At 62.9% G+C, this 24,112-nt stretch carries 19 protein-coding genes; 15 read left to right on the forward strand and 4 right to left on the reverse strand.

What is annotated here, in order from left to right:
• Window positions 1-165: 165 nt before the first annotated feature.
• From tssH to derI, 14 genes are all read left to right on the forward strand, one after another.
• A complete protein-coding gene (gene tssH / locus NKG99_RS09735) occupies window positions 166-2,946 on the forward strand; it encodes a type VI secretion system ATPase TssH (RefSeq protein ID WP_352866782.1) in 2,781 nt (926 codons plus the stop codon).
• A 619-nt stretch (window positions 2,947-3,565) separates the two neighbouring features.
• Complete coding sequence (locus NKG99_RS09740; RefSeq protein ID WP_352866785.1) at window positions 3,566-5,101, forward strand: FGGY-family carbohydrate kinase; 1,536 nt, start codon at window positions 3,566-3,568, stop codon at window positions 5,099-5,101.
• A complete protein-coding gene (locus NKG99_RS09745; RefSeq protein WP_352655930.1) occupies window positions 5,098-5,874 on the forward strand; it encodes a DeoR/GlpR family DNA-binding transcription regulator in 777 nt (258 codons plus the stop codon). Before NKG99_RS09740 ends, NKG99_RS09745 begins: the two co-directional genes overlap by 4 nt.
• Window positions 5,871-7,583, forward strand: coding sequence for a glycerol-3-phosphate dehydrogenase/oxidase (locus NKG99_RS09750; RefSeq protein WP_502913070.1), 1,713 nt, complete (start codon window positions 5,871-5,873; stop codon window positions 7,581-7,583). The genes NKG99_RS09745 and NKG99_RS09750 overlap by 4 nt, the downstream gene beginning before the upstream one ends.
• 429 nt (window positions 7,584-8,012) lie before the next feature.
• On the forward strand, window positions 8,013-9,023 hold the full coding sequence (locus NKG99_RS09755; RefSeq protein WP_352866788.1) for a sugar-binding transcriptional regulator: 1,011 nt from the start codon (window positions 8,013-8,015) through the stop codon (window positions 9,021-9,023).
• Between the two features lie 33 nt (window positions 9,024-9,056).
• Window positions 9,057-9,713, forward strand: a complete 657-nt coding sequence (locus tag NKG99_RS09760) for a DUF2291 family protein (RefSeq protein ID WP_352866790.1) — start codon at window positions 9,057-9,059, stop codon at window positions 9,711-9,713.
• Complete coding sequence (locus NKG99_RS09765; RefSeq protein ID WP_352866793.1) at window positions 9,710-11,251, forward strand: sugar ABC transporter ATP-binding protein; 1,542 nt, start codon at window positions 9,710-9,712, stop codon at window positions 11,249-11,251. Before NKG99_RS09760 ends, NKG99_RS09765 begins: the two co-directional genes overlap by 4 nt.
• Window positions 11,252-11,277: 26 nt before the next feature.
• Complete coding sequence (locus NKG99_RS09770) at window positions 11,278-12,411, forward strand: ABC transporter permease (protein WP_352866796.1); 1,134 nt, start codon at window positions 11,278-11,280, stop codon at window positions 12,409-12,411.
• A gap of 38 nt (window positions 12,412-12,449) precedes the next feature.
• Window positions 12,450-13,391, forward strand: a complete 942-nt coding sequence (locus NKG99_RS09775) for a D-ribose ABC transporter substrate-binding protein (protein WP_502913071.1) — start codon at window positions 12,450-12,452, stop codon at window positions 13,389-13,391.
• Window positions 13,392-13,484: 93 nt separating this feature from the next.
• Entirely contained in the window at window positions 13,485-15,044 is a 1,560-nt protein-coding gene (locus NKG99_RS09780; RefSeq protein WP_352866798.1) for an FGGY-family carbohydrate kinase, read from the forward strand.
• On the forward strand, window positions 15,041-16,558 hold the full coding sequence (locus tag NKG99_RS09785) for a glycerol-3-phosphate dehydrogenase (RefSeq protein WP_352866800.1): 1,518 nt from the start codon (window positions 15,041-15,043) through the stop codon (window positions 16,556-16,558). The genes NKG99_RS09780 and NKG99_RS09785 overlap by 4 nt, the downstream gene beginning before the upstream one ends.
• Complete coding sequence (locus NKG99_RS09790; protein ID WP_352866803.1) at window positions 16,558-17,496, forward strand: sugar phosphate isomerase/epimerase family protein; 939 nt, start codon at window positions 16,558-16,560, stop codon at window positions 17,494-17,496. Before NKG99_RS09785 ends, NKG99_RS09790 begins: the two co-directional genes overlap by 1 nt.
• Before the next feature lie 62 nt (window positions 17,497-17,558).
• The gene (locus NKG99_RS09795; RefSeq protein WP_352866806.1) at window positions 17,559-18,326 is read left to right on the forward strand and encodes a triose-phosphate isomerase; all 768 of its coding nucleotides are present in this window, start codon (window positions 17,559-17,561) and stop codon (window positions 18,324-18,326) included.
• Window positions 18,327-18,353: 27 nt separating this feature from the next.
• A complete protein-coding gene (gene derI / locus NKG99_RS09800; RefSeq protein WP_352866808.1) occupies window positions 18,354-18,791 on the forward strand; it encodes a D-erythrulose-4-phosphate isomerase in 438 nt (145 codons plus the stop codon).
• 28 nt (window positions 18,792-18,819) lie between these two features.
• Here derI and dhaL read toward each other — a convergent pair whose 3' ends face one another.
• The 4 genes from dhaL to oiaX all read right to left on the reverse strand — a co-directional run bounded on the left by dhaL (window position 18,820) and on the right by oiaX (window position 23,212).
• The gene (gene dhaL / locus NKG99_RS09805) at window positions 18,820-19,461 is read right to left on the reverse strand and encodes a dihydroxyacetone kinase subunit DhaL (RefSeq protein WP_352866811.1); all 642 of its coding nucleotides are present in this window, start codon (window positions 19,459-19,461) and stop codon (window positions 18,820-18,822) included.
• 26 nt (window positions 19,462-19,487) lie between these two features.
• Entirely contained in the window at window positions 19,488-20,495 is a 1,008-nt protein-coding gene (locus NKG99_RS09810; protein WP_352866814.1) for a dihydroxyacetone kinase subunit DhaK, read from the reverse strand.
• Window positions 20,496-20,622: 127 nt separating this feature from the next.
• Window positions 20,623-21,957: a four-carbon acid sugar kinase family protein gene (locus tag NKG99_RS09815; protein WP_352866816.1), complete on the reverse strand. Its 1,335-nt coding sequence runs from the start codon at window positions 21,955-21,957 to the stop codon at window positions 20,623-20,625.
• Window positions 21,958-21,961: 4 nt separating this feature from the next.
• The gene (oiaX, locus tag NKG99_RS09820) at window positions 21,962-23,212 is read right to left on the reverse strand and encodes a 3-oxo-isoapionate-4-phosphate decarboxylase OiaX (RefSeq protein WP_352866908.1); all 1,251 of its coding nucleotides are present in this window, start codon (window positions 23,210-23,212) and stop codon (window positions 21,962-21,964) included.
• Between the two features lie 184 nt (window positions 23,213-23,396).
• Here oiaX and NKG99_RS09825 point away from each other — a divergent pair, with 184 nt between their 5' ends.
• Complete coding sequence (locus NKG99_RS09825; protein ID WP_352866819.1) at window positions 23,397-24,110, forward strand: transcriptional regulator NanR; 714 nt, start codon at window positions 23,397-23,399, stop codon at window positions 24,108-24,110.
• The last annotated feature ends 2 nt before the right edge of the window (window positions 24,111-24,112 follow it).

Raw genomic sequence — 24,112 nt, forward strand, 5'->3', positions numbered from 1 at the left:
GCATAGGGCGCCCAATTCCGTGGTTGCTTGCAGCCGGTGGCGCAGGATTTTCCACAAGCGGAAGAAGCCGGCTGAGCCGGGCATCGAGCCCCCTCCGTCACGCGCTTTGTCAAGTGACGGCTTATGTGGCAGTTTATCGGCTGGCAGATTGCAGGAGCACGTTCGATGGAACAGCGCCGGTCATCGCAGACCTTCAAACGCAAGGAACTGGTCGGCAAGCTCAATCCTGTGGGTGTCCGCGCCTTCAAGGCTGCTGCCGACACCGCCAAACTGCGCGGCAATCCTTACGTTGAACTCGTCCACTTCATCGAGCAACTGGTGCTTTCCGACCGCTCGGATGTGCAAATGATAATCGCCGATGCGGGACTGGATGCGAGCCGGCTGACCGCCGATATGACCCGCGCCGTCGATAAGCTGCCTTACGGCGCCACGTCGATCGAGGAATTTTCCGACCATATCTTCCATGCCATCCAGGAAGCCTGGAACCTGGCAACGCTTGAGTTCGGCGTCGAGGAAGTCCGCAGCGCCCATATTCTGCTTGCCTGCCTGAAGACGCCGGTGCTGGAAGGCCTGCTGTCGAAGATCAGCGGCGAGTTTGACAAGATCGACGCCGCCGCGGTCATCGCACGGTTCGCCGACGTAATGGAGGGCTCGCTCGAAGCCGGCGCAGGCATGGCGGTTCCCGCGGCCGAAACGCCGAAGCGGCCTCCGGGCGCCGATTCGGCGCTGGCGAAATACGCCACCGACCTGACCCAGCGTGCCCGCGACGGCAAGATCGATCCGGTCGTCGGCCGCGATCCGGAGATCAGGCAGATCGTCGATATCCTGATGCGACGCCGGCAAAACAATCCGATCCTGACCGGCGAGGCCGGGGTCGGCAAGACCGCCGTCGTCGAGGGCTTTGCATTGCGTATCGCCGAGGGCGACGTGCCGCCCAGCCTGCAGAACGTCAGTGTGCGCATGCTCGATGTCGGACTGATGCAGGCGGGAGCAAGCGTAAAGGGTGAGTTCGAAAAACGGCTCAAGGCTGTCATCGATGAGGTTCAATCGTCCGAAACGCCGGTCATCCTGTTCATCGATGAGGCCCACACCTTGATCGGCGCCGGCGGCGCGGCTGGAACCGGCGACGCGGCCAATCTCCTGAAGCCGGCGCTGGCGCGGGGCGAATTGCGCACCATCGCGGCAACGACCTGGGCGGAATACAAGCAGCACATCGAGAAAGACCCGGCCCTGACCCGCCGTTTCCAGGTGGTAAAAATCGACGAGCCTTCGGAGGTGGTGGCCGTTCTCATGTTGCGCGGTGTGGCCGGCGTTCTGGAGCAGCACCACAAGGTACAGATACTCGATGAGGCGATCGAGGCGGCGGTCGGCCTGTCGCATCGCTACATCCCGGCGCGGCAATTGCCGGATAAAGCGGTGAGCCTTCTCGACACCGCTTGCGCCCGTGTCGCCATATCGCAGCATGCCACGCCGGCCGAGGTCGAGGATATCATGCGCCGACGCCAGGCGCTGGAGGTCGAGCGCGGCATTATCGGCCGCGAGGCTGCGATCGGCATCGAGGTGACTGAGCGGCAGGCTCGGGTCGACACCGGGCTTGCCGAAAGCGAGGTCACGCTGGCCGCCGCGCAGCAACGTTGGGATCGGGAAAAGGCACTTGTTGCCGAGATACTCGAATTGCGCGCCAGGCTGCGCGGCGAAGGTGTGCCGCTCGATGCGGTGGAGACACCGGAGACCAATGGCGAAACAGCAGACGCGGACGCGGTTGAGCAACAGCCACCCAAGGCCGAAACGCCCAAAACCCAAACGGCCAAAACCGACGTGAAGACACCGGCGGCTGCCGATGCCCCTCCACCCGATCCGGCCGCCGATCTCGCCCGGTTGCGCGAACTGATGGCCGAACTGGCCGAGGCGCAAGGCGAGACGCCGTTGATCCTGCCCTCGGTCGACCGCAACGCCGTGGCGGCGGTGGTCCAGGACTGGACGGGAATCCCGACGGGGCGGATGCTGTCGAGCCAGACCGAGAAGGCGCTGCGGCTCGCCGTCACCCTGTCCGAACGCGTCGTCGGCCAGGACCACGCCATGGAGATGATCGCCAAGCGCGTACAGACCAGCCGCGCTGGGCTTGGCGCGCCGGAAAAGCCGGTGGGTGTGTTCCTGCTCTGCGGGCCCTCGGGCGTCGGCAAGACTGAAACCGCCTTGGCGCTGGCCGAAACGCTTTATGGCGGCGAGCAGAACCTGATCTCGATCAACATGTCCGAGTTCCAGGAGGCGCATACGGTTTCTACCTTGAAGGGGGCGCCGCCCGGTTATGTCGGCTATGGGAAGGGCGGCATCCTGACCGAGGCGGTCCGCCGCAAACCCTATTCGGTGATCCTGCTCGACGAGGTCGAAAAGGCGCATCCTGACGTGCACGAGATCTTCTTCCAGGTCTTCGACAAGGGGATGATGGACGACAGCGAGGGCCGGCGCATCGATTTCAAGAACACGCTGATTCTGCTCACCTCGAATGTCGGTTCCGAAGTCATCATGGATCGGACCAGGAATGGCACGCTGCGGGCAGGGCTCGACGATCTGGACACCGCGCTGCGCAGCCCGTTGCTGAAGGTCTTCCCCGCGGCCTTTCTCGGCCGGGTGGTGACCATTCCTTACTATCCGCTCTCGGATTCGATGATCGAAGCGATCACCCGCCACCAGTTCGCCAAAATCGCTCGTCGGCTGCGTGCGACCAACGACGCGGAATTGGTGATCGGCGACGGCGTCATGGACCTAGTCAAGGCTCGCTGCACCGAGATCGAATCCGGTGGGCGGATGATCGACGCCATTTTGACCAATACGCTTCTGCCTGAATTGAGCCGCGGCGTGCTGAACCGCTCGCTCGAGGGCGAAAAGATGACAAAGGTGACCGTTGGTGCCTCCAAGGAGGGCTTCACCTATTCCTTCGAGTAGCTTCGGGCGAATGTTGATGACGCATCAGGAACCGAGGCTTGCCGGGGAGCGCAACTGTAGAAGGAATCATCGCGGCAATATTGCCGCCCTGCATTCAACGGGTTGGCGCAAACCAGGCATGGTTAGGGTGAGGTCGATCTCGTCACGAAGCACGGCCAAAAGGGCGTTTGCACCGGCTTCGCCATTCAGGGCGAGGCCCAACGAAGCCGACGCCCGATCATGAGCGTGTTGGCGCCAAGGCCGATATATTTCGGATAATGGCTTCCAACACGGGCCCGAAGGGCTGCCTGACGCCAAACATCGCGGTGCCTTTCGGCTCTATGATGTTCGCGGGCTGAATGAACGGTCCGGTTGGGATATTTTCATGACAAAAAAATACAACAAGATCAGCAAGATTTTCAATCTTGCATCGTTTGAAATGTTAGGATTTCATGGATACATGGGGAATTATCTCAGCCATTGACGTTAAATTAACATCACGGTATGGTTCGTTCGGTCCATTGGGTGTCATCGCTTGTATCACCGTGCGCGTTGATCGTCGCTATGTCTGTCACCCTTGCCCCAGCCTGCAGGATTGCCTTGCAGTGCGCATCGCCAGTCGCTGAAAGAGGCGGTGACCATGCCCTGTCTGCTCGGAATCGATAACGGTCTCACGGTTACCAAGGCGGTGATCTTCGATGCCGATGGCACGCAATTGTCGGTGGCGCGTCGGCGGATTCCGCAATCGATGCCCCATGCACGCTGGGTGGAGCGCGACATGATCGGCCTCTGGCAAGCGACCGCCGACGCAATCAAGGAGGCGATCGCATTGTGCGGCCGGCCGGCAGACGACATCAAGGCGGTGGCGGCGACCGCGCATGGCGACGGTCTTTACCTGCTCGACAAGGATCGTCGGCCGCTGGGGCCCGGGATCCTGTCGCTCGACAGCCGTGCAGGCGAGATTGTCGAAAGATGGTCGGCGGATCGGGTCTTCGAAGACGCGTTGGCGCGCACCGGCCAGGCGCCGCACGTCTCGGCGCCATCGGCGCTGCTGGCCTGGATCAGGAAGAACGAACCCGACCGCTATGGGCGCATCGGGCATATACTGGCTTGCAAGGACTGGCTGCGCTTTTGCTTGTCGGGCACGATCGGTACCGACCGCACGGAGGCCAGCACCTCATTCACGGATTTCCGAACGCAAGCCTTCGCGCCTGAAGCATTGCGTATTTTCGGACTGGACGATCTTTTCGATGCGCTGCCGCCGATGGCGCATTCGGCCGACATCGTCGGCCACGTCACCGCCGATGCCTCCCAAATGACCGGCCTTGCCAAGGGAACACCCGTCGCTTGCGGACTGCATGACGTGACTGCCTCGGCGCTCGGCATGGGCGGCCATGAGGAGGGCGTGCTTGCCATCGTCGCCGGGACCTATTCGATCAACGAAGTCGTCTCATCGGAACCGCGTGTCGACCCGCGCTGGTTCTGTCGCAACGCCATCGACGCGGGCCGTTGGAACAACATGGCGATCTCACCGGCCTCGACCGCAAACTACGACTGGTTTCTCGACACGTTCTGCCGCTCGGAGCAGGAAAAGGCATCGCTAGAGGGTGGCTCGATCCATGAGTTGCTGGCAACAGAGATCGCCGTGGCGCTGAAGAACCGGTCGTCCATCCTGTTTCACCCCTATCTGTTCGGCTCCCCCTTTGGCGATGTCGCCAGCGGCAGCTTTGTCGGCCTTCACGGCTGGCACAATCGCGGCGATATGCTGAAGGCGGTTCTGGAAGGCATTGTCTTCAATCATCGCACCCATGTCGAAGCTCTGCGCGAAGGTTTTGTCGTTCGCGAAATCCGCCTGACCGGCGGCGGTTCGCGCAATCCAGCCTTCGTCCAGATGTTCGCCGATGTGCTGAATGCCCCGGTCACCATCACCTCGACCGACGAGGCTGCCGCCTTTGGCGCTGCCCTTTGCGCGGGTGCCGCGGTCGGCATCTTCGCGACGCCGCAACAAGGTGCCAGGCAGGTCGGCATGACGGCGCGCCAATACGAGCCAGTGCCTGCCTCCAGTGCTGTGTTCAACGAGCGCTTTTCCCTCTATGGCCGCATAGCAGGTGCGCTCGAACCGCACTGGCCGGAGATCGAGAAGCTGGCGCGGCAAGACACCGGGGGAACCACATGATCAAGGCCGACGAGCGACGCGAAGAGATCGCCGACTATGTGATCAAGCTCGGCCAGGTTCGCATCGACGATCTGGTCGAGCATTTCGGCGTATCGCGCATGACCATCCACCGGCACATCGACCGGCTGGCGCAGCAGGGCGTATTGCGCAAGCTGCATGGTGCGGTGACGGTTCAGCCTTCCGGCCTCTACGAAAGCGCCTTCCGCTACCGGGTGACGGTCAACCGGGCCGAGAAGGATGCGCTGGCGCGGGCAGCACTGGATTATGTCGAAGCCGGCCAGGTGGTCATGCTGGACGATTCCTCGACGGCAAACGCCGTCGCCACGCTGCTGCTCGACGTCAAGCCGCTGACCGTCATCACCAACTCCGTGGCGACGGCGTCGCTGCTGACCAATGTCGATGACATCGATTTCATCTGCCTCGGCGGCCAGTACCACGCCACCTACAATGCCTATATCGGCATCGTCTGCGAGAATGCCGTGGCGCAGCTGCGCGCCAATGTGCTGATCTGTTCGGCTTCGGCCATCACCGGAACCACCGCCTTCATCCAGGACCCCAACGTCGTGCGGGTCAAGCAGGCGATGATGGCCGCATCGGTCAAGCGTATCCTTTTGATCGACCATGCCAAGTTCGACAGGATCGCGCTGCATGTCTTCGACGATCTGACCAGCTTCGACGTCGTGCTGGTAACCGAAGGCCTGGGCGATGCGCGGGCGCAAGCCCTCGAACGGGCCGGCGTCAAGCTGCGCGTCGTCAAGACGAAAGCACCATGAGCCCAGCTGAAGGAACACGTACGGAAAATCCTGCCGGGCGTCTGGTCGCCATGGCTGGGATCGGCCAGTTTGACGTCGTCATTCTCGGCGCCGGCATCAACGGGGCGGGCCTGTTTCGCGACCTGTGCGCGCAGGGCGTCAGCTGCCTGATCGTCGACAAGGCGGACTTCGGTTCGGGCACCAGTGCCGCGCCATCGCGGCTCATCCATGGCGGCCTGAAATATCTCGAGACTGGCGAATTCGGTCTCGTGGCGCAGTCGACGCTCGAACGCAATTTGCTTTTGAAAAACGCGCCGCACTATGTCAGCCCGCTGCCGACCGTCATCCCGATCTTTTCCTGGAGCAAGGGCATGCTGGCGGCGCTGCGAACGCTGTTCGGCTCGACCAGCGCGCCGCGCAGCCGCGGCGCCATCCTGATCAAGATCGGCCTGATGATCTATGATTTCTATGGCTCGCGAAACCAGGTCATGCCGCGCCACCGCATGGTCGGGCGGCGCCAGGCGCTCAGCGGGATGCCGGCGCTCAATCCTTCGATCGTCGCCACCGGCACCTACTACGACGCCAAGATAAGCCACCCTGAAAGGCTGGTGCTCGAACTGATCCTCGATGGACTGCGGGCAAATGCGGCCTCGGCCAGCGCGAACTACACGGCGCTGATGGCTTCGGCCGATGGCGTGCTCACCTTCCAGCCGGAAAACGGCGCGGCATTTTCGGTGCGGCCCAAGCTGGTGGTCAATGCCGCCGGTCCCTGGATCGACGACGTCAACGACTTGCTTGGTGCGCCGTCGAAGATGATCGGCGGCACCAAGGGCTCGCACATCCTGTTGAAGCATGACGAACTGGTCAAAAGCCTGGCCGGGCGCATGCTCTATTTCGAGGCCGACGACGGCCGCATCTGCCTTGTCTATGACTATCTCGGCCTGGCGCTGGTCGGCTCCACCGACATCAAGGCCGACAACCCCGACGAGGTGCGCTGCGAGCCTGACGAAGTCGAGTACCTGCTCGACAGCGTGCGGACGCTGCTGCCGGGAATGGCGTTCGAGCGCGACCAGATCGTCTATGCCTATAGCGGTATCAGGCCGCTGCCGGCCTCGGATGCATCGTTGCCCGGGCTGATCAGCCGCGATCACTCGGCGCCGGTCGCCGAGCCGGATCGAAACAGACCTTTCGCGGTCATCTCGCTGGTCGGCGGCAAATGGACGACATTCCGTGGCTTCGCCGAGGAAGTCGCCGACACCGTGCTCGATCGTCTGCAGTGCAGCCGCAAGGTGACGACGCAAGCCATGCCGATTGGCGGTGGCAGGGATTTTCCGCCCGATGCTTTGGCACGTATAGACTGGCTGGCCCGGGCGCGATCGGAAACGGGCATCGAGGAACGGCGCCTCGATCAATTGCTGTCGCGATACGGCACCAGAGCCACGCAGATCGCCAAGCACGGGTCGGATGATGAGGGTCGACTGCCGGATTCAGAAAGCTACAGCCGGTCGGAAATTGACTACATCGTCCGCGACGAATTCGTCGAACATCTGGCTGATATCGTCATGCGCCGCAGCACCTTGGCGATTGCCGGTTCCCTGACAGGCCGGGACTTGCGGGAGATCGCGTCGATCGCCGCGCGGGCGCTTGACTGGAGTGCTGGGCGCATTGCGCAGGAAATCGAGGCCGCGGTTGTGGAACTCGAGGGCCGGAACCTGATGCGGTTGGACTGACCGCGTCATTGGACAATGCCGATACTCTTTCTTGAGGCAATCCTATCGGTTTGCCCATGGCTTCGCATGGGCAAACGCCGCAACGCACAGCCTGATTGGGATTTTTTTCAAATCGGATATACGTGATTAAAAACAAGTGATTAACTGAAATTTCGGCAGCAATGACCTCTGCAACCCCGTTGTTCGTATCGGTAGGTAACATCAGTTGACGTTAAATTAACACAACAGTATGATCGCCTAATATGCCGACCTCCTAATAGGCGGACGCTGACCGCCGATACGCCGGCGAGCCGGCGTGTCGGCGAGGGGCAAGGCCTGTGAATTCCCACCGAGGATATGCGCCAAATCTGGCGAGGGATTGACAGCGATGCAAGGATGTGAAAATTTTTGCACACAAAGATAATAATTTCATCTCAGGGAGGAGATGGCTTGAAATCCGGCGGGACCGCTAACCGCGACCATGAATCCAGCCTCGCCACGCGCGCGGCCTGGCTTCACTATGCCGGGGGTCTGACGCAGGCCCAGGTGGCCAAGCGGCTTGGCCTGACCAGCCTCAAGGCGCACCGGCTCATCACCAAGGCCAACCAGGAGGGCCTGGTCAGGGTCTTTATCGACGGCGACGTCGCCGAGTGTGTGGAGTTGGAGCAGCGCCTGACCGCCGCATACGGGCTCGACTATTGCGAGGTGGTTCCGGATCTCGACCAGGAAGACCTGCCGCTGAAGGGGCTGGGCATCGCCGGCGCCCAGTTTCTCAAGCGCGAGATCGATCGTGGCGAAGACATGCTGATCGGCGTCGGCCATGGCCGCACCCTTGCCGCAAGCGTCGAGTATCTGACACGCACCGCCGCCGCCCATATCCGCTTCGTCTCGCTGCTTGGCGGCGTGACGCGCAAATTTGCCGCCAACCCGCACGATGTCATGCATCGGCTGGCCGAGCGGACCGGCGCGCAGGCCTATGTGATGCCTGTGCCTTTCGTCGCCAACACCGCCGAGGACCGTGAGGTGCTGCTTGGCCAGCGCGGCATCAGCGATGTCTTCGCTCTCGCAAGCCGGTCCGACCTGATGTTCGTCGGAATAGGGACCGCCGAGCGGGAAGCCTCGCTGGTCGCTACCGGCATGATCGAACATTCCGAAATCGATGAGGTCAAACGCGATGGCGGCGTCGGCGAGTTGCTCGCCCATTTCTTCGACGAGAAGGGGCGCCCGGTGGAAACGGCGCTGTCGGAAAGAATCCTGGCGCTGCCGCGTGACCAGTTGAAAGGCCGCAGGATCGTCGCCGTCGCCGGCGGCAAGGTGAAGGTGCGGGCGATCAAGGCGGTGCTCGAAAGCCGTTATCTGAGCGGCTTGATCACCGACGAATCCACCGCCCGTGCCCTTGTCGAACAGAACCAATCCAATGGTGCCAAGCGCCATGTGAACGGAGGATCGTCAAATGCGTGACAAGCGCGGATCTGCTTTGCTGGCGGTTGCGTCATGAGCGCGAAGGCTGCCACCGCATCGACCCGGCAGACCTCGCCCGGCCTGCGTCGGGCGCTTGCCGGCGCCGCGGTTCTCGTCCTGCTCGGCGCCATGGCGCTCGACACCAAGGTGGTCAGGATCGGTTCCGCGGGCGACGTTCGCAGCGTCGTCTTTTCCGCGATCGACTACGGCAAGTCGGAATTTCCCAAGGTGCAGGCCGATGTCGAGGCGCGTGCCGCCGACGCGGTGACGGTGGCGACGGCGATCGCCAAGGACAGGACAACGGCCGAAAAGGAATATGGCGTGCCCGCAGGTGTCGGGCCGGTCATCTCGGTCAAGTTCAGCGGCGTCGTCGGCGAAGGAAAATCGGGCATCTACAAGGTCGCAGTCGACGGTTTGCCCGACACGTTGATGGTCCGCGTGCAGACGGGACCGGCGATCAACGGCACCGAGCTGCGCGATGCCACCGGCAAGATCACATTCGGCCAATTCACCAACCAGATCGAATACCAGGACGCCGGCTCGGCGCTGAACAACGAGATGAAGAAGGAAGTCCTGGCAAAAATCGACACCAGCACCTTGACCGGCAAGACCATATCGGTGGTTGGCGCCTTCAAGCTGGTCAATCCGAAGAGCTGGCTGGTCACTCCCGTGAGGCTGGAGGTCAAATGAACTTGGCTGCCGGCACCGGATCCGCGAATGGCGACGCCGTGCTTTCGGCGCGCAACATTGTCATGTCGTATGGCGGCGTCCATGCGCTCAAGGGCGTCAATTTCGACATCCATCGCGGCAAGGTCACGACGCTGTTTGGGGAAAATGGCGCCGGCAAGTCGACGTTGATGAAGATCCTGTCTGGAGTGGTCACGCCGACATCCGGCGACATCGTGCTCGACGGCAATCTCGTCAGTTTTTCCTCGTCCTCGGACGCGCGCGATCGCGGCATCTCGATCATCCACCAGGAACTCAGCCTGGCGCCGAACCTCAGCGTTCGCGACAACATCTTCATGGGCCGCGAACTGCGCACCAGGACTGGCCTCGACTTCGCCGAGGAGTCGCGCCAGGCGCGCGCGCTGATGGCCGATCTCGAGGAGGACATCGATCCGATGACCTTGGTCGAGGATCTGCGCCTCGGGCAGCAGCAGATCGTCGAGATCGCACGGGCGCTGTCGGTCGATTCCCGCATCCTGATCATGGACGAGCCGACCTCGGCGCTCAGCGCCACAGAGGTGGAGGTGCTGTTCAAGGTGATCCGCGATTTGACCAGCCGCGGCGTTTCCATCGTCTACATATCGCATCATCTCGAAGAGGCGCTGCAGATCACCGACTACGCCGTCGTCCTGCGCGACGGCGCGATCACGGCGACAGCCGAAGCCAGGGACATCGACCTCGAGTGGATCGTGCGCAACATGGTCGGCGAGAATTTCGATCTCGGCTCGCCACCGACCGGTCATGAGTTCGGCGAGGTCGCCCTGTCGATCGAGGATGTCAGCGTCATCGACACTTCGGGCTCAGGCTATTCCGTCGTCGACCACCTGTCGCTGGACGTCAAAGCGGGCGAGATCGTTTGCATCTATGGGCTGATGGGCGCCGGGCGCACGGAATTGCTGGAAGCCGTCGCCGGGCGCGTGCCGATGGCGGGCGGCCGCGCGCTTCTGGAGGGCGAGGACGTCTCGGGGCTGAGCATCGCCCAGCGCATCGCCAAGGGTCTTGTGTTGGTCCCCGAGGATCGCCAGCGCGACGGGCTGGTGCAGACCATGACCGTCGGCCGTAATCTTTCGCTTGCCAGCATCGAGGCGTTCGCCAAGGGGCTGTTTCTGTCCCGCTCCAGGGAGCGCGGGCTGGTCGAGGATTCGATCCGCAAGGTGACCATCAAGACCGCGGGCGGCAACGCCATGATCGGATCGCTTTCGGGCGGCAATCAGCAGAAGGTGGTCATCGGCAAGATGCTGACGACCAACCCCAAGGTCATCCTCCTCGACGAGCCGAGCCGCGGCATCGATGTCGGCGCCAAGGCCGAGGTCTTCCGCTTGCTGAGCGAACGCGCCGCGCAGGGCCTTGCGGTGATCTTCTCGACCTCGGAGGTCAACGAGTGCCTTAGCATCGCGCACCGGATCGTCGTCATGCGGCGCGGCAGGATTTCAGCCGAGTTCGGCGCCAACGCCACCAAAGAGCAGATCATGGCCGCCTCCGGCGAAGCTGTGATCGCCTGATCACCAGGAATTTCGGAGCCCAGACCATGACCGACGTCAGCCAGGCCAGAAAACAGTCCAGTCCGAGCGCGGGCGGCGAAGGCTTCGATCTCGCCAAGCTGCTGCTCGAAGGCCGCGCTTTCTTTGCCCTGATCGTCATCATCGTCGTCTTCTCGTTCCTGTCGCCCTACTACCTCTCGGTGGCGAATTTCCTGACCATGGCTTCGCATGTCGCCATCTTCGGAATCCTCGCCGTCGGCATGCTGCTCGTCATCCTCAATGGCGGCATCGACCTGTCGGTGGGATCGACGCTCGGGCTCGCCGGCGTCGTTGCCGGATTCCTGATGCAGGGCGTGACGCTGACCTGGCTGGGCATCGTTCTCTATCCGCCGGTCTGGGTGGTCGCCGTGCTTGCCTGCATGCTGGGCGCCGTTGTCGGGCTGATCAACGGCGTGCTCATCGCGCGCTTCAAGGTTCCGGCCTTCGTCGCGACGCTCGGCGTCATGTACATGGCGCGAGGCCTGGCGCTGCTGATGACCAGCGGCCTGACCTACAACAATCTCGGCGGCAAGCCGGAGCTGGGAAACACCGGCTTCGATGCGCTTGGCTTCAACCGCCTGTTCGGCGTGCCGACCGGCGTGGTGGTTCTCGTGGTGATCGCGCTCATCGGCAGCATCGTCCTGAACCGCACCGCCTTCGGGCGCTGGCTCTATGCCTCGGGCGGCAATGAGCGCGCGGCCGAACTGTCCGGCGTTCCGGTCAAGACCGTGCAGATTTCCGTTTATGTGCTGTCAGGCATCTGTGCCGCCATTGCCGGCCTGATCCTGTCCTCGCAGCTGACGTCGGCGGGGCCGACCGCGGGCACCACCTACGAACTGACGGCCATCGCCGCCGTCGTCATCGGCGGCGCGGCACTGACCGGCGGGCGCGGCAATATCCGCGGAACCCTGCTCGGGGCCTTCGTCATCGGCTTCCTGTCCGATGGTCTGGTGATCATCGGCATCTCATCCTACTGGCAGACAGTGTTCACGGGCGCCGTCATCGTACTCGCCGTGCTGCTCAATGCCGTTCAGTATCGCCGCCGTAGCAAGCTCCCGGCTTCGACAGGTGGCCAACCGACTTCTCAGAAACGGGGGAAGGCCGAAGCGGCCAATCCTGCCCAAGGGAAGACTGCCAGATGAACTGGCAGCAACACCGCGTAGTCATTGGAGGAATGTACATGAAAACCATGCTTAAGAGCTTGCTCGCCGCCGCGATGGTCGTCGGGTTTACGGCCGCCGCGTCGGCCGCGGGCCTGATCTCGATCATCGTCAACGATCCGGCCAACCCCTACTGGCTGACCGAGGGCAACGTCGCCAAGGCCGAAGCCGAGAAGCTCGGCTATACGGCTAATGTCGGCGCCCACAAGGGCGACACCAACACGGAAAGCAACCTGATCGACACTGCCATCACCAACAAGTCGGTGGCCATCATCCTTGACCCGGCCAATGCCGACGGCTCTGTCGGCGCGGTGAAGAAGGCGATTGCCGCCAACATCCCGGTTTTCCTCGTCAATGCCGAGATCAACCAGGAAGGCCTCGCCAAGGGGCAGCTCGTTTCCAACAACGCGCAGGGCGCCGCTCTGGGTGCCCAGCAATGGGTGCAGGCGGTCGGTGAAAAGGGCAAATATGTCGAACTGCTCGGCGCCCCGTCGGACAACAATGCAGCCACGCGCTCGAATGGCTACGCGACTGTGCTGAGCCAGTATCCGGACCTCGAAAAGGTTGCTTCGCAAGTTGCCAACTGGGACCGTACCCAAGGCCACGACAAGATGCAGAGCATGCTGCAGGCCAATCCCGACATCATCGCCGTGATCAGCGGTAATGACGAAATGGCGCTCGGTGCGGTTGCGGCGCTGAAGGAGGCCGGCAAGCTGGCTGGCATCAAGGTCGGCGGCTTCGACGGCTCCCCGGATGCGGTTGCGGCGATCAAGTCCGGTGAACTGCAGTACACCGTGCTTCAGCCGGTCGCCATCTTCTCGGCCAAGGCCGTGCAGCAGGCGGACTCGTTCATCAAGACGGGCGCCACCGGTGCGGCGACCGAGAAGCAGCTGTTCGATTGCCTTCTCATCACCAAGGACAATGTCGACAAGTACACGGCACCCTTCGTGCTGTCTGAGTAAAACCTGCACAGGGGGTGTCCTTGCGGACACTCCCTGCCTCTTCTACGAGATTGCCCTCGTGAACTGCCTTCATCACCAACCGGAATTTGCGTCATGAAAGACCTGCTGATCGGCATCGACGCGGGAACGTCGGTGATCAAATCGGTCGCTTTCGATCTGTCCGGGCGGCAGCTCGCCATGACGTCGGTGCCCAACAGCTTCGTGACGCTGGAAGGCGGCGGCGCCGAGCAGGACCTCGATCAGACCTGGCGCGACATGGCCCGGACCGTTCGCGATCTCGCGGCCAAAATCCCCGACCTCGCGCAACGAACCGCGGCGGTTGCCATCACCGGGCAGGGCGACGGAACCTGGCTGATCGATGGCAACGGCTTGCCTGTCTCGCGCGCGTGGCTGTGGCTCGATGCCCGCGCCGGACATCTGGTGGACGAGATGCGCGCCGATCCCCGGGATCGCAAACGGTTCGAGCTCACCGGCACGGGGCTTAATTCCTGTCAGCAGGGTGCCCAGTTGGCCTTCATGAAAAAGAACAGTCCGGACATGCTGGAGCGGGCGGCGACCGCACTGCATTGCAAGGATTGGCTCTACTTCAAGATGACGGGCGAACGCGCCACCGACCCGTCCGAAGGAACCTTCACCTTCGGCGATTTTCGGTCGCGCACCTATTCCGACGAAGCCCTCGACATACTGGATCTGACGACGCATCGCCGCCTGTTGCCTCCCATGCTCGAAGGCACCACGGACCATCATCCGCTGTCTCGGCCGGCGGCAGCTGAGACCGGCCTGCTCGAGGGCACGCCGGTTGTGCTGGGGTACGTGGATATGGTCATGACGGCTCTCGGAGCCGGCCTCTATGATCCCTCAGGCAATGTCGGCTGCACGGTCATCGGCTCGACCGGCATACACACGCGCTTCGCGGCCACTCCCGACGATGTCATTCTGAACGACGATGGGTCCGGCTACACGATCGCCATGCCTGTCCCGGGCGGCTATGCGCAACTGCAGTCCAACATGGCGGCGACGCTCAACATCGACTGGCTGCTCGGCCTTGCGCGCGACGTGCTCGCCACGGCTGGCGGGAAGCCTTCTCATGACGAGTTGCTGAAGGCACTCGATGTGTGGGTGGAAGCATCGGAGGCGGGATCGCTGATTTACCAGCCTTACATCTCGTTGGCCGGCGAAAGAGGGCCGTTCGTCGACCCCGACGCCCGCGCCGGCTTCATCGGCCTTTCGGTCAAGCACGGCTTCGGCGACCTGGCGCGCGCCGTGCTTGAAGGGTTGGCCTTCGCCGCACGCGATTGCTACCAGGCGATGGGCACCGTGCCGAGCGAGATACGGCTGTCGGGCGGCGCCGCGCGCAGCCCGTCCCTACGCCGCATCATCGCGGCGGCGACAAGGGCGCAGGTACGCACCAGCAGCCGCCAGGAAGCCGGCGCGGCGGGCGCCGCGATGATGGCCGCGGTCGGCCTCGGCGTCTACGGCTCGATGGAAGACTGCGCCGCCGAGTGGGTGACGCCGCTTCTCGGCGACTGCGATGCCTACGACGAGGCGCTTTCGCAAACTTACGATGCGCTCTTCCCTTCCTTCGTTGCAGCGCGTCAGGCGCTTCGGCCGGTGTGGAAGGGCATGGCGCACCGCACAGGAGCAAGATCTTGAGCAATACAACAGATGTCGTCGATCTCTTCGTGATCGGCGGCGGCGTCAATGGGGCCGGCATAGCGCGTGACGCGGCAGGTCGCGGGCTGTCCGTCATCCTGTGCGAAAAGGACGATCTCGCTCAAGGCACCAGCTCGCGCTCCGGCAAGCTGGTGCATGGCGGCCTGCGCTATCTGGAGTATTATGAATTCAGGCTGGTTCGCGAAGCGTTGATCGAACGCGAGGTGCTGCTCGAGGCGGCGCCGCACATCATCTGGCCCATGCGCTTCGTTCTTCCGCACAGCCCGCAAGACAGGCCGGCCTGGCTGGTCCGGCTCGGGCTTTTTCTTTACGACCACCTCGGCGGCCGCAAGCGGCTGCCGGGAACCAGGACGCTTGATCTGAGAACGTCGCCGGAAGGCGCGCCGATCAAGGACGAATTCAAGCGCGGCTTCGAATATTCAGACTGCTGGGTCGACGATGCGCGCCTGGTGCTGCTCAACGCCCTGGACGCCTGGCAGCGCGGCGCAAGGGTGCTCACGCGCACAGCCTGTATCGCGGCGCGCCGTGAAGACGGATTGTGGTCGATCGACATGCAGGATGGCCGTATGGGTGCGGTCACGAAAGTCCGGGCGCGGGCACTGATCAACGCGGCGGGGCCATGGGTCAACGACATTGTCAGCCGCGTCGCCGGCCAGAATTCCACGCGCAATGTTCGCTTGGTGAAAGGCAGCCATATCGTCGTGCCCAAGTTCTGGGAGGGACGGCAGGCCTATCTCATCCAGAACAGCGACAAGCGGGTGATCTTCGTCAACCCCTATGAGAACGATCTGGCGCTGATCGGCACGACCGACATTCCCTACGAAGGCAGGCCCGAGGAAGTGGCGGCCGAGGCCAGCGAAGTCGATTACCTGATCAAGGTGGTCAATCGCTATTTCAAGCGGCAGCTCACACCTCAGGACGTGGTCCACAGTTTCTCCGGCGTGCGTCCGCTCTATGACGACAATGCCGACAACCCAAGCGCGGTGACTCGCGACTATATTTTCGAACTCGACGCCTCCAATGGTAACGCGCCCCTGCTTTCGGTATTCGGCGGCAAGATCACCACCTTCCGCAAGCTGTCCGAACATGCGCTGGAAAAGATCCAGCCGTTCTTTCCGGCGATGAAGAAAGCCTGGACGGCCAATAGTCCTTTGCCGGGCGGCGACATGCCGAACGCGGACTTCGAACAGTTCCTGAGCGACTTGCATTCCGAGTTTTTGTGGCTCAGTCCATCGCTGGTGAAGCACTACGCTCGAAGCTATGGAACCCGTGCCAGGCAATTGCTCGCCGGCGCACGAAGCGCGACGGATCTCGGCCGGCGCTTCGGCCCCGATTTTTATGAACGGGAGGCGAAATTCCTGGTCGAGACCGAATGGGCCGGCACATCAGCCGATATACTGGAACGCCGCACCAAACACGGCCTGCATATCAATGCAGCCGAGCGGAAGGCGTTCGAAGACTGGTTTGGTAACATCATGGCAACGGCAGACTGATGGCCTTCACGCTTTCCCTCAACACCAATCCCTTGGTCAACCGCTTCGCCGATCCAGACGATTTGATCGACGCGATTGCATACGGCATCGGCATCCGCGACGTGCAGCTGACGCATGAATTCGTCAATCCGGGCTGGCCGGCGGCAACGATTGCCAAATTCCTGCGCCTGTTCAACAGCGCCCTGGCGCGGACCGGTGTCAGGATCACCTCCGGCATGACCGGGCCTTATGGCCGGCTCAACCATTTCGGCCACCCGGACGCGGATGTCCGGCGCTACTATGTCGATTGGTTCAAGACGTTCGCCGACATTTCCGCCGAACTCGGCGCATCAGGCATGGGCACGCAGTTCGCCATCTTCACCTATAAGGATTTTGACGATCCGCAACGGCGGGCGGCGCTATTCGACATCGCGCTCGAATGCTGGCGCGAGGTGGCCGAACACGCCAGGGCGGCGGGTCTGACATACCTGTTCTGGGAGCCGATGTCGGTGGGCCGCGAGTTCGGCCACACGATCGAAAGCTGCGCCACGCTGCAAAGCGCCATCGACGCGGCGAACCTGCCTATACCGATGCAGATGATGGTGGATATCGACCATGGCGACGTGACCTCGCCCGATCCTGCCGACACCGATCCCTACGCCTGGGCGAAGGCGTTTCCATTGCGGTCACCGATCATCCATATCAAGCAGTCTTCCATGAACAAGGGCGGGCACTGGCCGTTCACTGCCGCCTACAACAAGGACGGCCGCATAGTTCCGCAAAAGCTGCTGGATGCGGTTCGGCAGGGCGGCGGAACCGACAACGAAATTTGCCTTGAACTTTCCTTCAGGGAGAGGGAACCAGTCGACCATCGGGTTATCGACATGATCCGCGAGTCGGTGGATTTCTGGGCGCCCTACATCGATAGTGGCCGCGACAGTCTCAAGCCTCAAGCTTGAGTGAAATGCCGGCTCGACGCCGGCACTGGTGGCCAGGAAAACACGCGTTGAAGGAGAAAAGAATGACCCCATATTGGGTCGGCACGAGCTGGAAGATGAACAAGACGCTTGCCGAGGCGCTGCAGTTCGCCGATGCGCTGGCGGCCTTCGTGCCGGGTTTCGATCAGGCGATACAGCCTTTCGTCATTCCGCCGTTCACCGCCGCGCGGCAAGTCAAGGCAGCGCTTGCCAACACCCGGGTGAAGGTCGGCGCCCAGAACATGCATTGGGCCGACGCCGGCGCCTGGACGGGGGAGATCTCGCCGGTGATGTTGAAAGATTGCGGGCTGGATCTGATCGAACTCGGCCATAGCGAACGCCGCGAGCATTTCGGCGAAACGGATGCGACCGTGGGATTGAAAACGGCGGCTGCGGTCAGGCACGGTTTCGTGCCGCTGATTTGCGTCGGCGAGACGCTGGGCGAGCGTGAATCCGGCCGCGCCGAGGCGGTGTTGACGGCACAGGTTCTCGGCGCGCTGCAGGAGCTGAGCGGCGATCAGCTGAAGGCAGAAATCCTCTTTGCCTACGAGCCGGTCTGGGCGATCGGTGAGAAGGGCATTCCCGCCAGCGCCGACTATGCCGACAAACAGCAGGCGCTGATCAAGAAGGTTGCCGCAGACCGGTTGCCGAATGCCCCGCCTGTGCTTTACGGCGGCAGCGTCAATCCCGGCAACGCGGCCGAACTGATCGGCCAGCCGCATATCGACGGCCTGTTCATCGGCCGCTCGGCGTGGCAAGCGGAAGGCTATATCGACATTCTGAAAAAGGCGTCGGCCGCAATAGCGCGCTGACCTCGAAGCAAGAAGGAGTTCATCACCATGAAGATCGCACTTGGAGCCGACAGCGCCGGCAAGCCACTGCTCGATGTCATCGCCAAGCATCTCGCCACCAAGCCAGAGTTGCAGGTCGTTGATCTCAGCCAGACCGGATTCTATGCCGATATCGCCGCCGCGGTCGGCCACGAAATTGTGGACGGCAACTACGACCGGGCCATCCTGTTTTGCGGCACCGGCATTGGCGTCAGCATCTCCGCCAACAAAGTGCCGGGCATTCGCGCCGCGTTGACCCACGACACCTATTCCGCCGAGCGCGCCGCCAAGTCCAACAATGCCCAGATCATCACCATGGGCGCCCGCGTCATCGGCCCGGAACTGGCGAAATCGATCGCCGACGCGTGGCTGGCCTCGGAGTTCGATCCGAACGGCCCCTCCGCCGCAAACGTGGAAGCCGTCGACAAACTCGACGCCAAGCGCTGAAAAACGCAAGAGACCCCCCGATGCTGAACTAACTGGTTAAGGCGACCCGCATCGCCTCGATCACGGTCACGGCGGACGCGGCGCCTGGGTCCATATGGCCAATGGAGCGCTCGCCTAGGCGGGAAGCCCGGCCCTTGGTGGCGACCATCCCCTTGGTCGCTTCCGCGCCTGTCTTTGCCGCCTGCGCGGCGGCCTCGAGACTGCCCGCCAGATCCTTGCCGGAAGTCAGCGCTTCGCCCGCCGCTTGCGCTGCCGGCTCCCATGCATCGATCATCGTCTTTTCACCTGATACGGCCTTGCCGCGATCCTGAATGCCCTTGGCCATGGCCTGGAACAGGGCGATCACGTCCGCGTCGTCAAGCGTCGTCTTGCCCTTGACGGCTGCCGCACCGCGCATGAACGCGGTGGCATAGAGTGGACCGGAGGAGGCACCGACGGCGTTCAGGAACGACTTTGCCGCCGTGTTGAGCAAGGTGGTCGGATCGGTCGCCCCGATATCAAGTATGGCTACAGCATCGCGTGCCGCGGAAAATCCAAGCTCCATCGCGATGCCGTGGTCGGCGTCGCCGATAACCCCGTCAAGCGCGCACAGCCTGTCCTTGTCCGCTGACATGGCGGTTGCGATCGTTGCGAACATGCCTGCAAGGCGGGCGGTGTCGATTGTCGTCACGTCTTTGTCCTTGCCGCAGAGCAGGTTTAGCCGGCGCGAAACATGGCGCAGTCGCATGGGTGGTCCAGCATCGTCTGCAACTCGCCGTCCAGCCGATGCAAGGTGATAGAGGCACCCGCCATTTCAAGCGAGGTGCAGTAATTGCCGACCCAGCTTGCGTGGATGGACACACCGACATCATCGAGCCTCTGCTTCACGCGCCGGTTCATGATGTAGAGTTCCATCAGCGGTGTCGAACCGAGCGAGTTGACGAGTACCGCGACCTTGTCGCCGCGCGCCGGCGCCATCTCGTCGAGGATCCTGTCCAGCATCTCGTCGGTGATCTCGTCGGCTGTCTTCAGCTTTCCGCGCGCGATACCTGGTTCGCCGTGGATGCCCATGCCGATTTCCATCTCGTCCGGACCGATCTCGAAATTCGGCCGGCGGGTTTGCGGCAGAGAGCAGGGCGACAGCGCCACGCCCATGGTGAAAGTGTGGTCGTTGGCCTTCCCGGCGATACGCTCGCATTCGTCGAACGACAGCATCCGGTCGCAGGCGGCGCCGGCCGCCTTGAAGATAAAGAAATTGCCGGCGACTCCGCGCCTCTTGTGCCGCTGGTCGCGCGGTGCGGAGGCAACGTCGTCGGTGCTCAGCACCGTGCGCACCTCGATGTCGTCCATGGCAGCCATCTCGGCGGCCATGTCGAAATTCATCACGTCGCCGGCATAGTTGCCGTACATGAAGAGCACTCCGGCGCCGCCGCTGACTGCCTTGGCGCATTCGAGGATCGGGTCGGGGGGCGGCGAGGCGAAGACGTTGCCGATGGCCGCCGCGTCGGCCAGCCCCTTGCCGACGAAGCCGAGAAAGCTCGGCTCATGGCCCGAGCCGCCGCCAATCACGAGGCCGACCTTGCCTTGGCGCGGTCCGTCGCGGGCGATGATCGAGCGTGGACTGCCGTCCACGCTTTTGAGATGGCGAGGATGCGCGGCCAGGATGCCTTCCAGCATCTCGTCGACGGCGCGGTTGCCGTCATTGATGATCTTCTTGGTCTGCACCGGCATCCTCCCGATTTCGGTATTTTCGCAGATGATACCGGGTGTTACCGGGATTTCCACCCGGCAAGGAGTATTTCACGCGTAGAGGTGTTCCCGCCGGCCATACCTTGACGCAGTATTGGCTGTTTCAATCGCCGAGGCCATCGCGGATGGCTGAGAAATAGCGATCGGTTCCGACCTGGCCGCCTTTGAGCGCAACCTCCAGCCCGTCGATAGCCTTGATGCGCGAATGGGCAACGCAAAGCGGGGAACCCGGCGAAGCGGGCAGCGGCATGCGAATTGTCAGGGCATCGATGCCCATCTCGCCGAGGGCGTGGCTCGACGTGTCACCGCCCGCAATGACCACGCGCCGCAGGCTCTGTTCGATCGTCAGATTGCGAAGGATTTCTCCGAGGCCGCGGCCAAGTCTGTGGCGGGCGCCTGCCTGCCGGTCGATTTCGGCGCCCCTGTCGGCGGCGGGGCCAAGCGCGGTGTAGAGAATGACGCTGCGCCCGGCTTGCAGACTGGCACGGCCGCTTGCCGTAGCGCGCGCGATCGCCTGCTCCGAAGCCTGCGAAACCAGTTCGACCGGATCGACTTCGATGCCGTCGAAACCATCGGTCAGGGCATGCCGGATCTGCCGTTCGGTGGTCGGCGAGCAACTGCCCGACACGACGGCGATCCGGTCGGCGGCGCCCGGCGGCGTGAAGCCATGTCCGGCGCTGACGATGCCATTCGACGCCCATTCGGCCAGCAACGCGTACTCGACCCCGGACGAGCCCACGACAAAGGAACCACCGGGCTTGCGAACGCGCCACAGCTCGTTGCCGGCCAGGGCTTGCGTTTCCAGATTGTCGACATCGACAAGCACGATGGCGGTGCCGTTCCCGGTCAGGCGATCGAATGCCGCCGACCGCGACGCGGACTGCAGCGTCGCAAGGTCGACCAGCCCGGAGCTCAGCGCCGTCTGCCGCGATAGATGGATCAGCAGATCGGCCTCATCCATCGGCGTCGTCGGGTGACGGCTCATCACCGGGTGGCGGTCGATGCGGAAATATTCGTCGCGATAGGCGGCGAACAGATGGCCGAAGGCGGTATAGCGCCGGAGCTGCGGCGCGCCGACCAGCAGCGGCACGCTGTCTTGCGTGAACACCGAGCGGCCGATCTCGATGGCCCGGCCGATGCTGCCGATCGTCGGGCTGGAATCGAAAGTCGAGCATACCTTGTAATGGCAGATCTCGGCTTTCAACGTCTTCAGCCAGGCGAAGGCTTCGCGCAGATGCGTGTCCATCCAATGCGGCGTCTCGCTGCGGCTGGTGCCGGCCAGCCCGATCGCCCGGCAATGCGCGAAGCGCGACAGCAAGGCCTCGTCCGGCTGGCGCATGAACAGCACGGTCGGCACACCACCAAGCTCGAGCGCCTCCATGACATCGGTCGAGCCGGTCAGGTCATCGCCATAGTAGCTGAGAAGCAGGTCTTGCATGGCTTCAGGCCGCCTTGCCGTCGCCGAATTTCTCGATCGACCGGGCCAGTTCGAGATGGTTCAGGGCGAAGTCCGCCAGCGGAATGCCTTCCACCGCCGCCTGCCAGGCTTGCTGCACGGCGCGCACGCCGCCGCCCGGCCCGTCCGGATGGCTGACGATACCGCCGCCGCAGAGATAGAGGAGGTCGACCGTCCGGCCGGTTCGTTCGTACGTTTCGGGTGCCTGGCCGCCCCACTGGCCGGAGCCCGCCACCGGCAGGGCGCAATCCTCGGGCGAGAAGATCGGCGTCGTCACCGCCTTGAAGGATTCGACGAAAGAGTCATCCGGCTCCCAGTATTTCGAGGCGATGCCGTTGATCTGGAACTGGTCGACGCCGAGCAGCCGCCAGAACTGCTGCCAGACCTTGAAGTCCATGCCGAGGCCGGGGTGGCGGGTGAGGATGTCCCAGCCGTTGCGATGGGCGTGCAGCACCAGGCTGGACCGTTTTCTCAGGAAGGCCATGCCACCGAAGCCGATCGAATTGATGTTGACAACAGCGCAATTCCCGCCGGCCTTCGCCACCAGATCGTGGTTGCGCATCATCTCGTCCGGGTCGGCATGCGAGATGCCGAAGGCATACATCACCTTCTTGCCGGCCTTCTGCTCGTGGTCGAGGATGAGCGGCATGATCGCCTTCACCCGTTCCGACAGCGGCGAATAGGCGGGGCTCATCAGCTTCTCATCGTCCTTGATGAAATCAACGCCTGCAGCGATCAGTTCCGCCACCATTGCAGCCGTCTCGTGCGGCCGCAGCCCGAGCGCCGGCTTGACGATGGTACCGATGATCGGGCGGTCTGCGACGCCGGTCAGCCGGCGGCTGCCGGCGACACCGAACTGTGGGCCAGGATGCGCGCCCCGAAAATCCGCCGGCAGCTTCATGTCGACGACGCGAATTCCGGTTAGGCCCTTGATCGAATAGGTGCCGCCGATGGCAATTGTCATCAGTGCCGAAAGGTCGGTGCCGATGGCATCGAACGGAAAGGCGATGTCGATATCCGCACGCTTGAACGGTCCGTTGCCGTCATCGGGAAGCGACGGCCGCTCGGCATCGGGCAGAGGCCGTATCGCCAGCACGCGCGCCGCCACCCGGGCCTTCAGCTCCTCGGTCTCGCCAGGCAGTGCGACGAAGGTTCCGGTCGACTGGTCGCTGGCGATCTTGGCGGCCAGCGCTTCGATGCTGCCAGGCGTTTCGATGCGATAGGTGAGGGTGATCATGGTCTGCTGTCTCAGGCCGAGCGTTCGAAAAAGGTTCACCGGTGTTCGAAATCTGGTATAATGAGTACATAAGTATTGCAAGACATATCCGCCTGGAAGCCTTGGGCGGATCGACAGACGGCAATTTCCGGGAATTGTGGCGGCAGTGTTAGATAGGGCCGGGTCAAGGGAGTGATTCGCGACGATGAACCGTTCGGAACCGATTGTCCGGCGCAAGCTTTCCGACGAGGTCTTCTTGCGGCTGAAGCGCCTGATCACCAGCGGCGAATTGATGCCGGGCGATGACATGCCGTCGGAGCGAGAGCTGATGGAGCGCTTCGAGGTCGGCAGGCCGGCGATCCGCGAGGCGATGCAGGCGCTGAGCAATATGGGGCTCGTCGCGATCTCGCATGGCGAGCGCGCCAAAGTGCTGCAACTGACCGCCAAGTCGATCATCAAGCAGGTCGATGGCGCCGCCAAGATCATCCTGTCGTCATCGAAGGACACGCTCGAGCACCTGAAGACTGCACGCATCTTCTTCGAGCGCGGCATGGTCAGGGAAGCCGCCGAAAAGGCCACCGCCGAGGATGTGCAGCGGCTGCGGGCCACCATCGCCGAACAGCGCGGCTTTCGCGGTGATTCCGAAGCCTTCATATCCGCCGACATGAAATTCCATACCCAGATCGCCGCGATTTCCGGCAACCCGATCTATGTCGCCGTCAGCGAGGCGATGCTCGGCTGGTTGAAGGAATACCACACCGAAATGCTGATCTGGACCGGCAAGGAAAACTTCACGCTCACCGAGCACGAAGAGATCATCGGCCGCATCGAAAAGAAAGATGCCGACGGCGCCGAGAAGGCGATGATCAAGCACCTTGAGCGCTCGCGCGCGCTCTATGTGATGAACTCCGAAAAGTAACT

Source organism: Mesorhizobium sp. M1409 (genome assembly GCF_040317535.1).
Classification (GTDB): domain Bacteria; phylum Pseudomonadota; class Alphaproteobacteria; order Rhizobiales; family Rhizobiaceae; genus Mesorhizobium.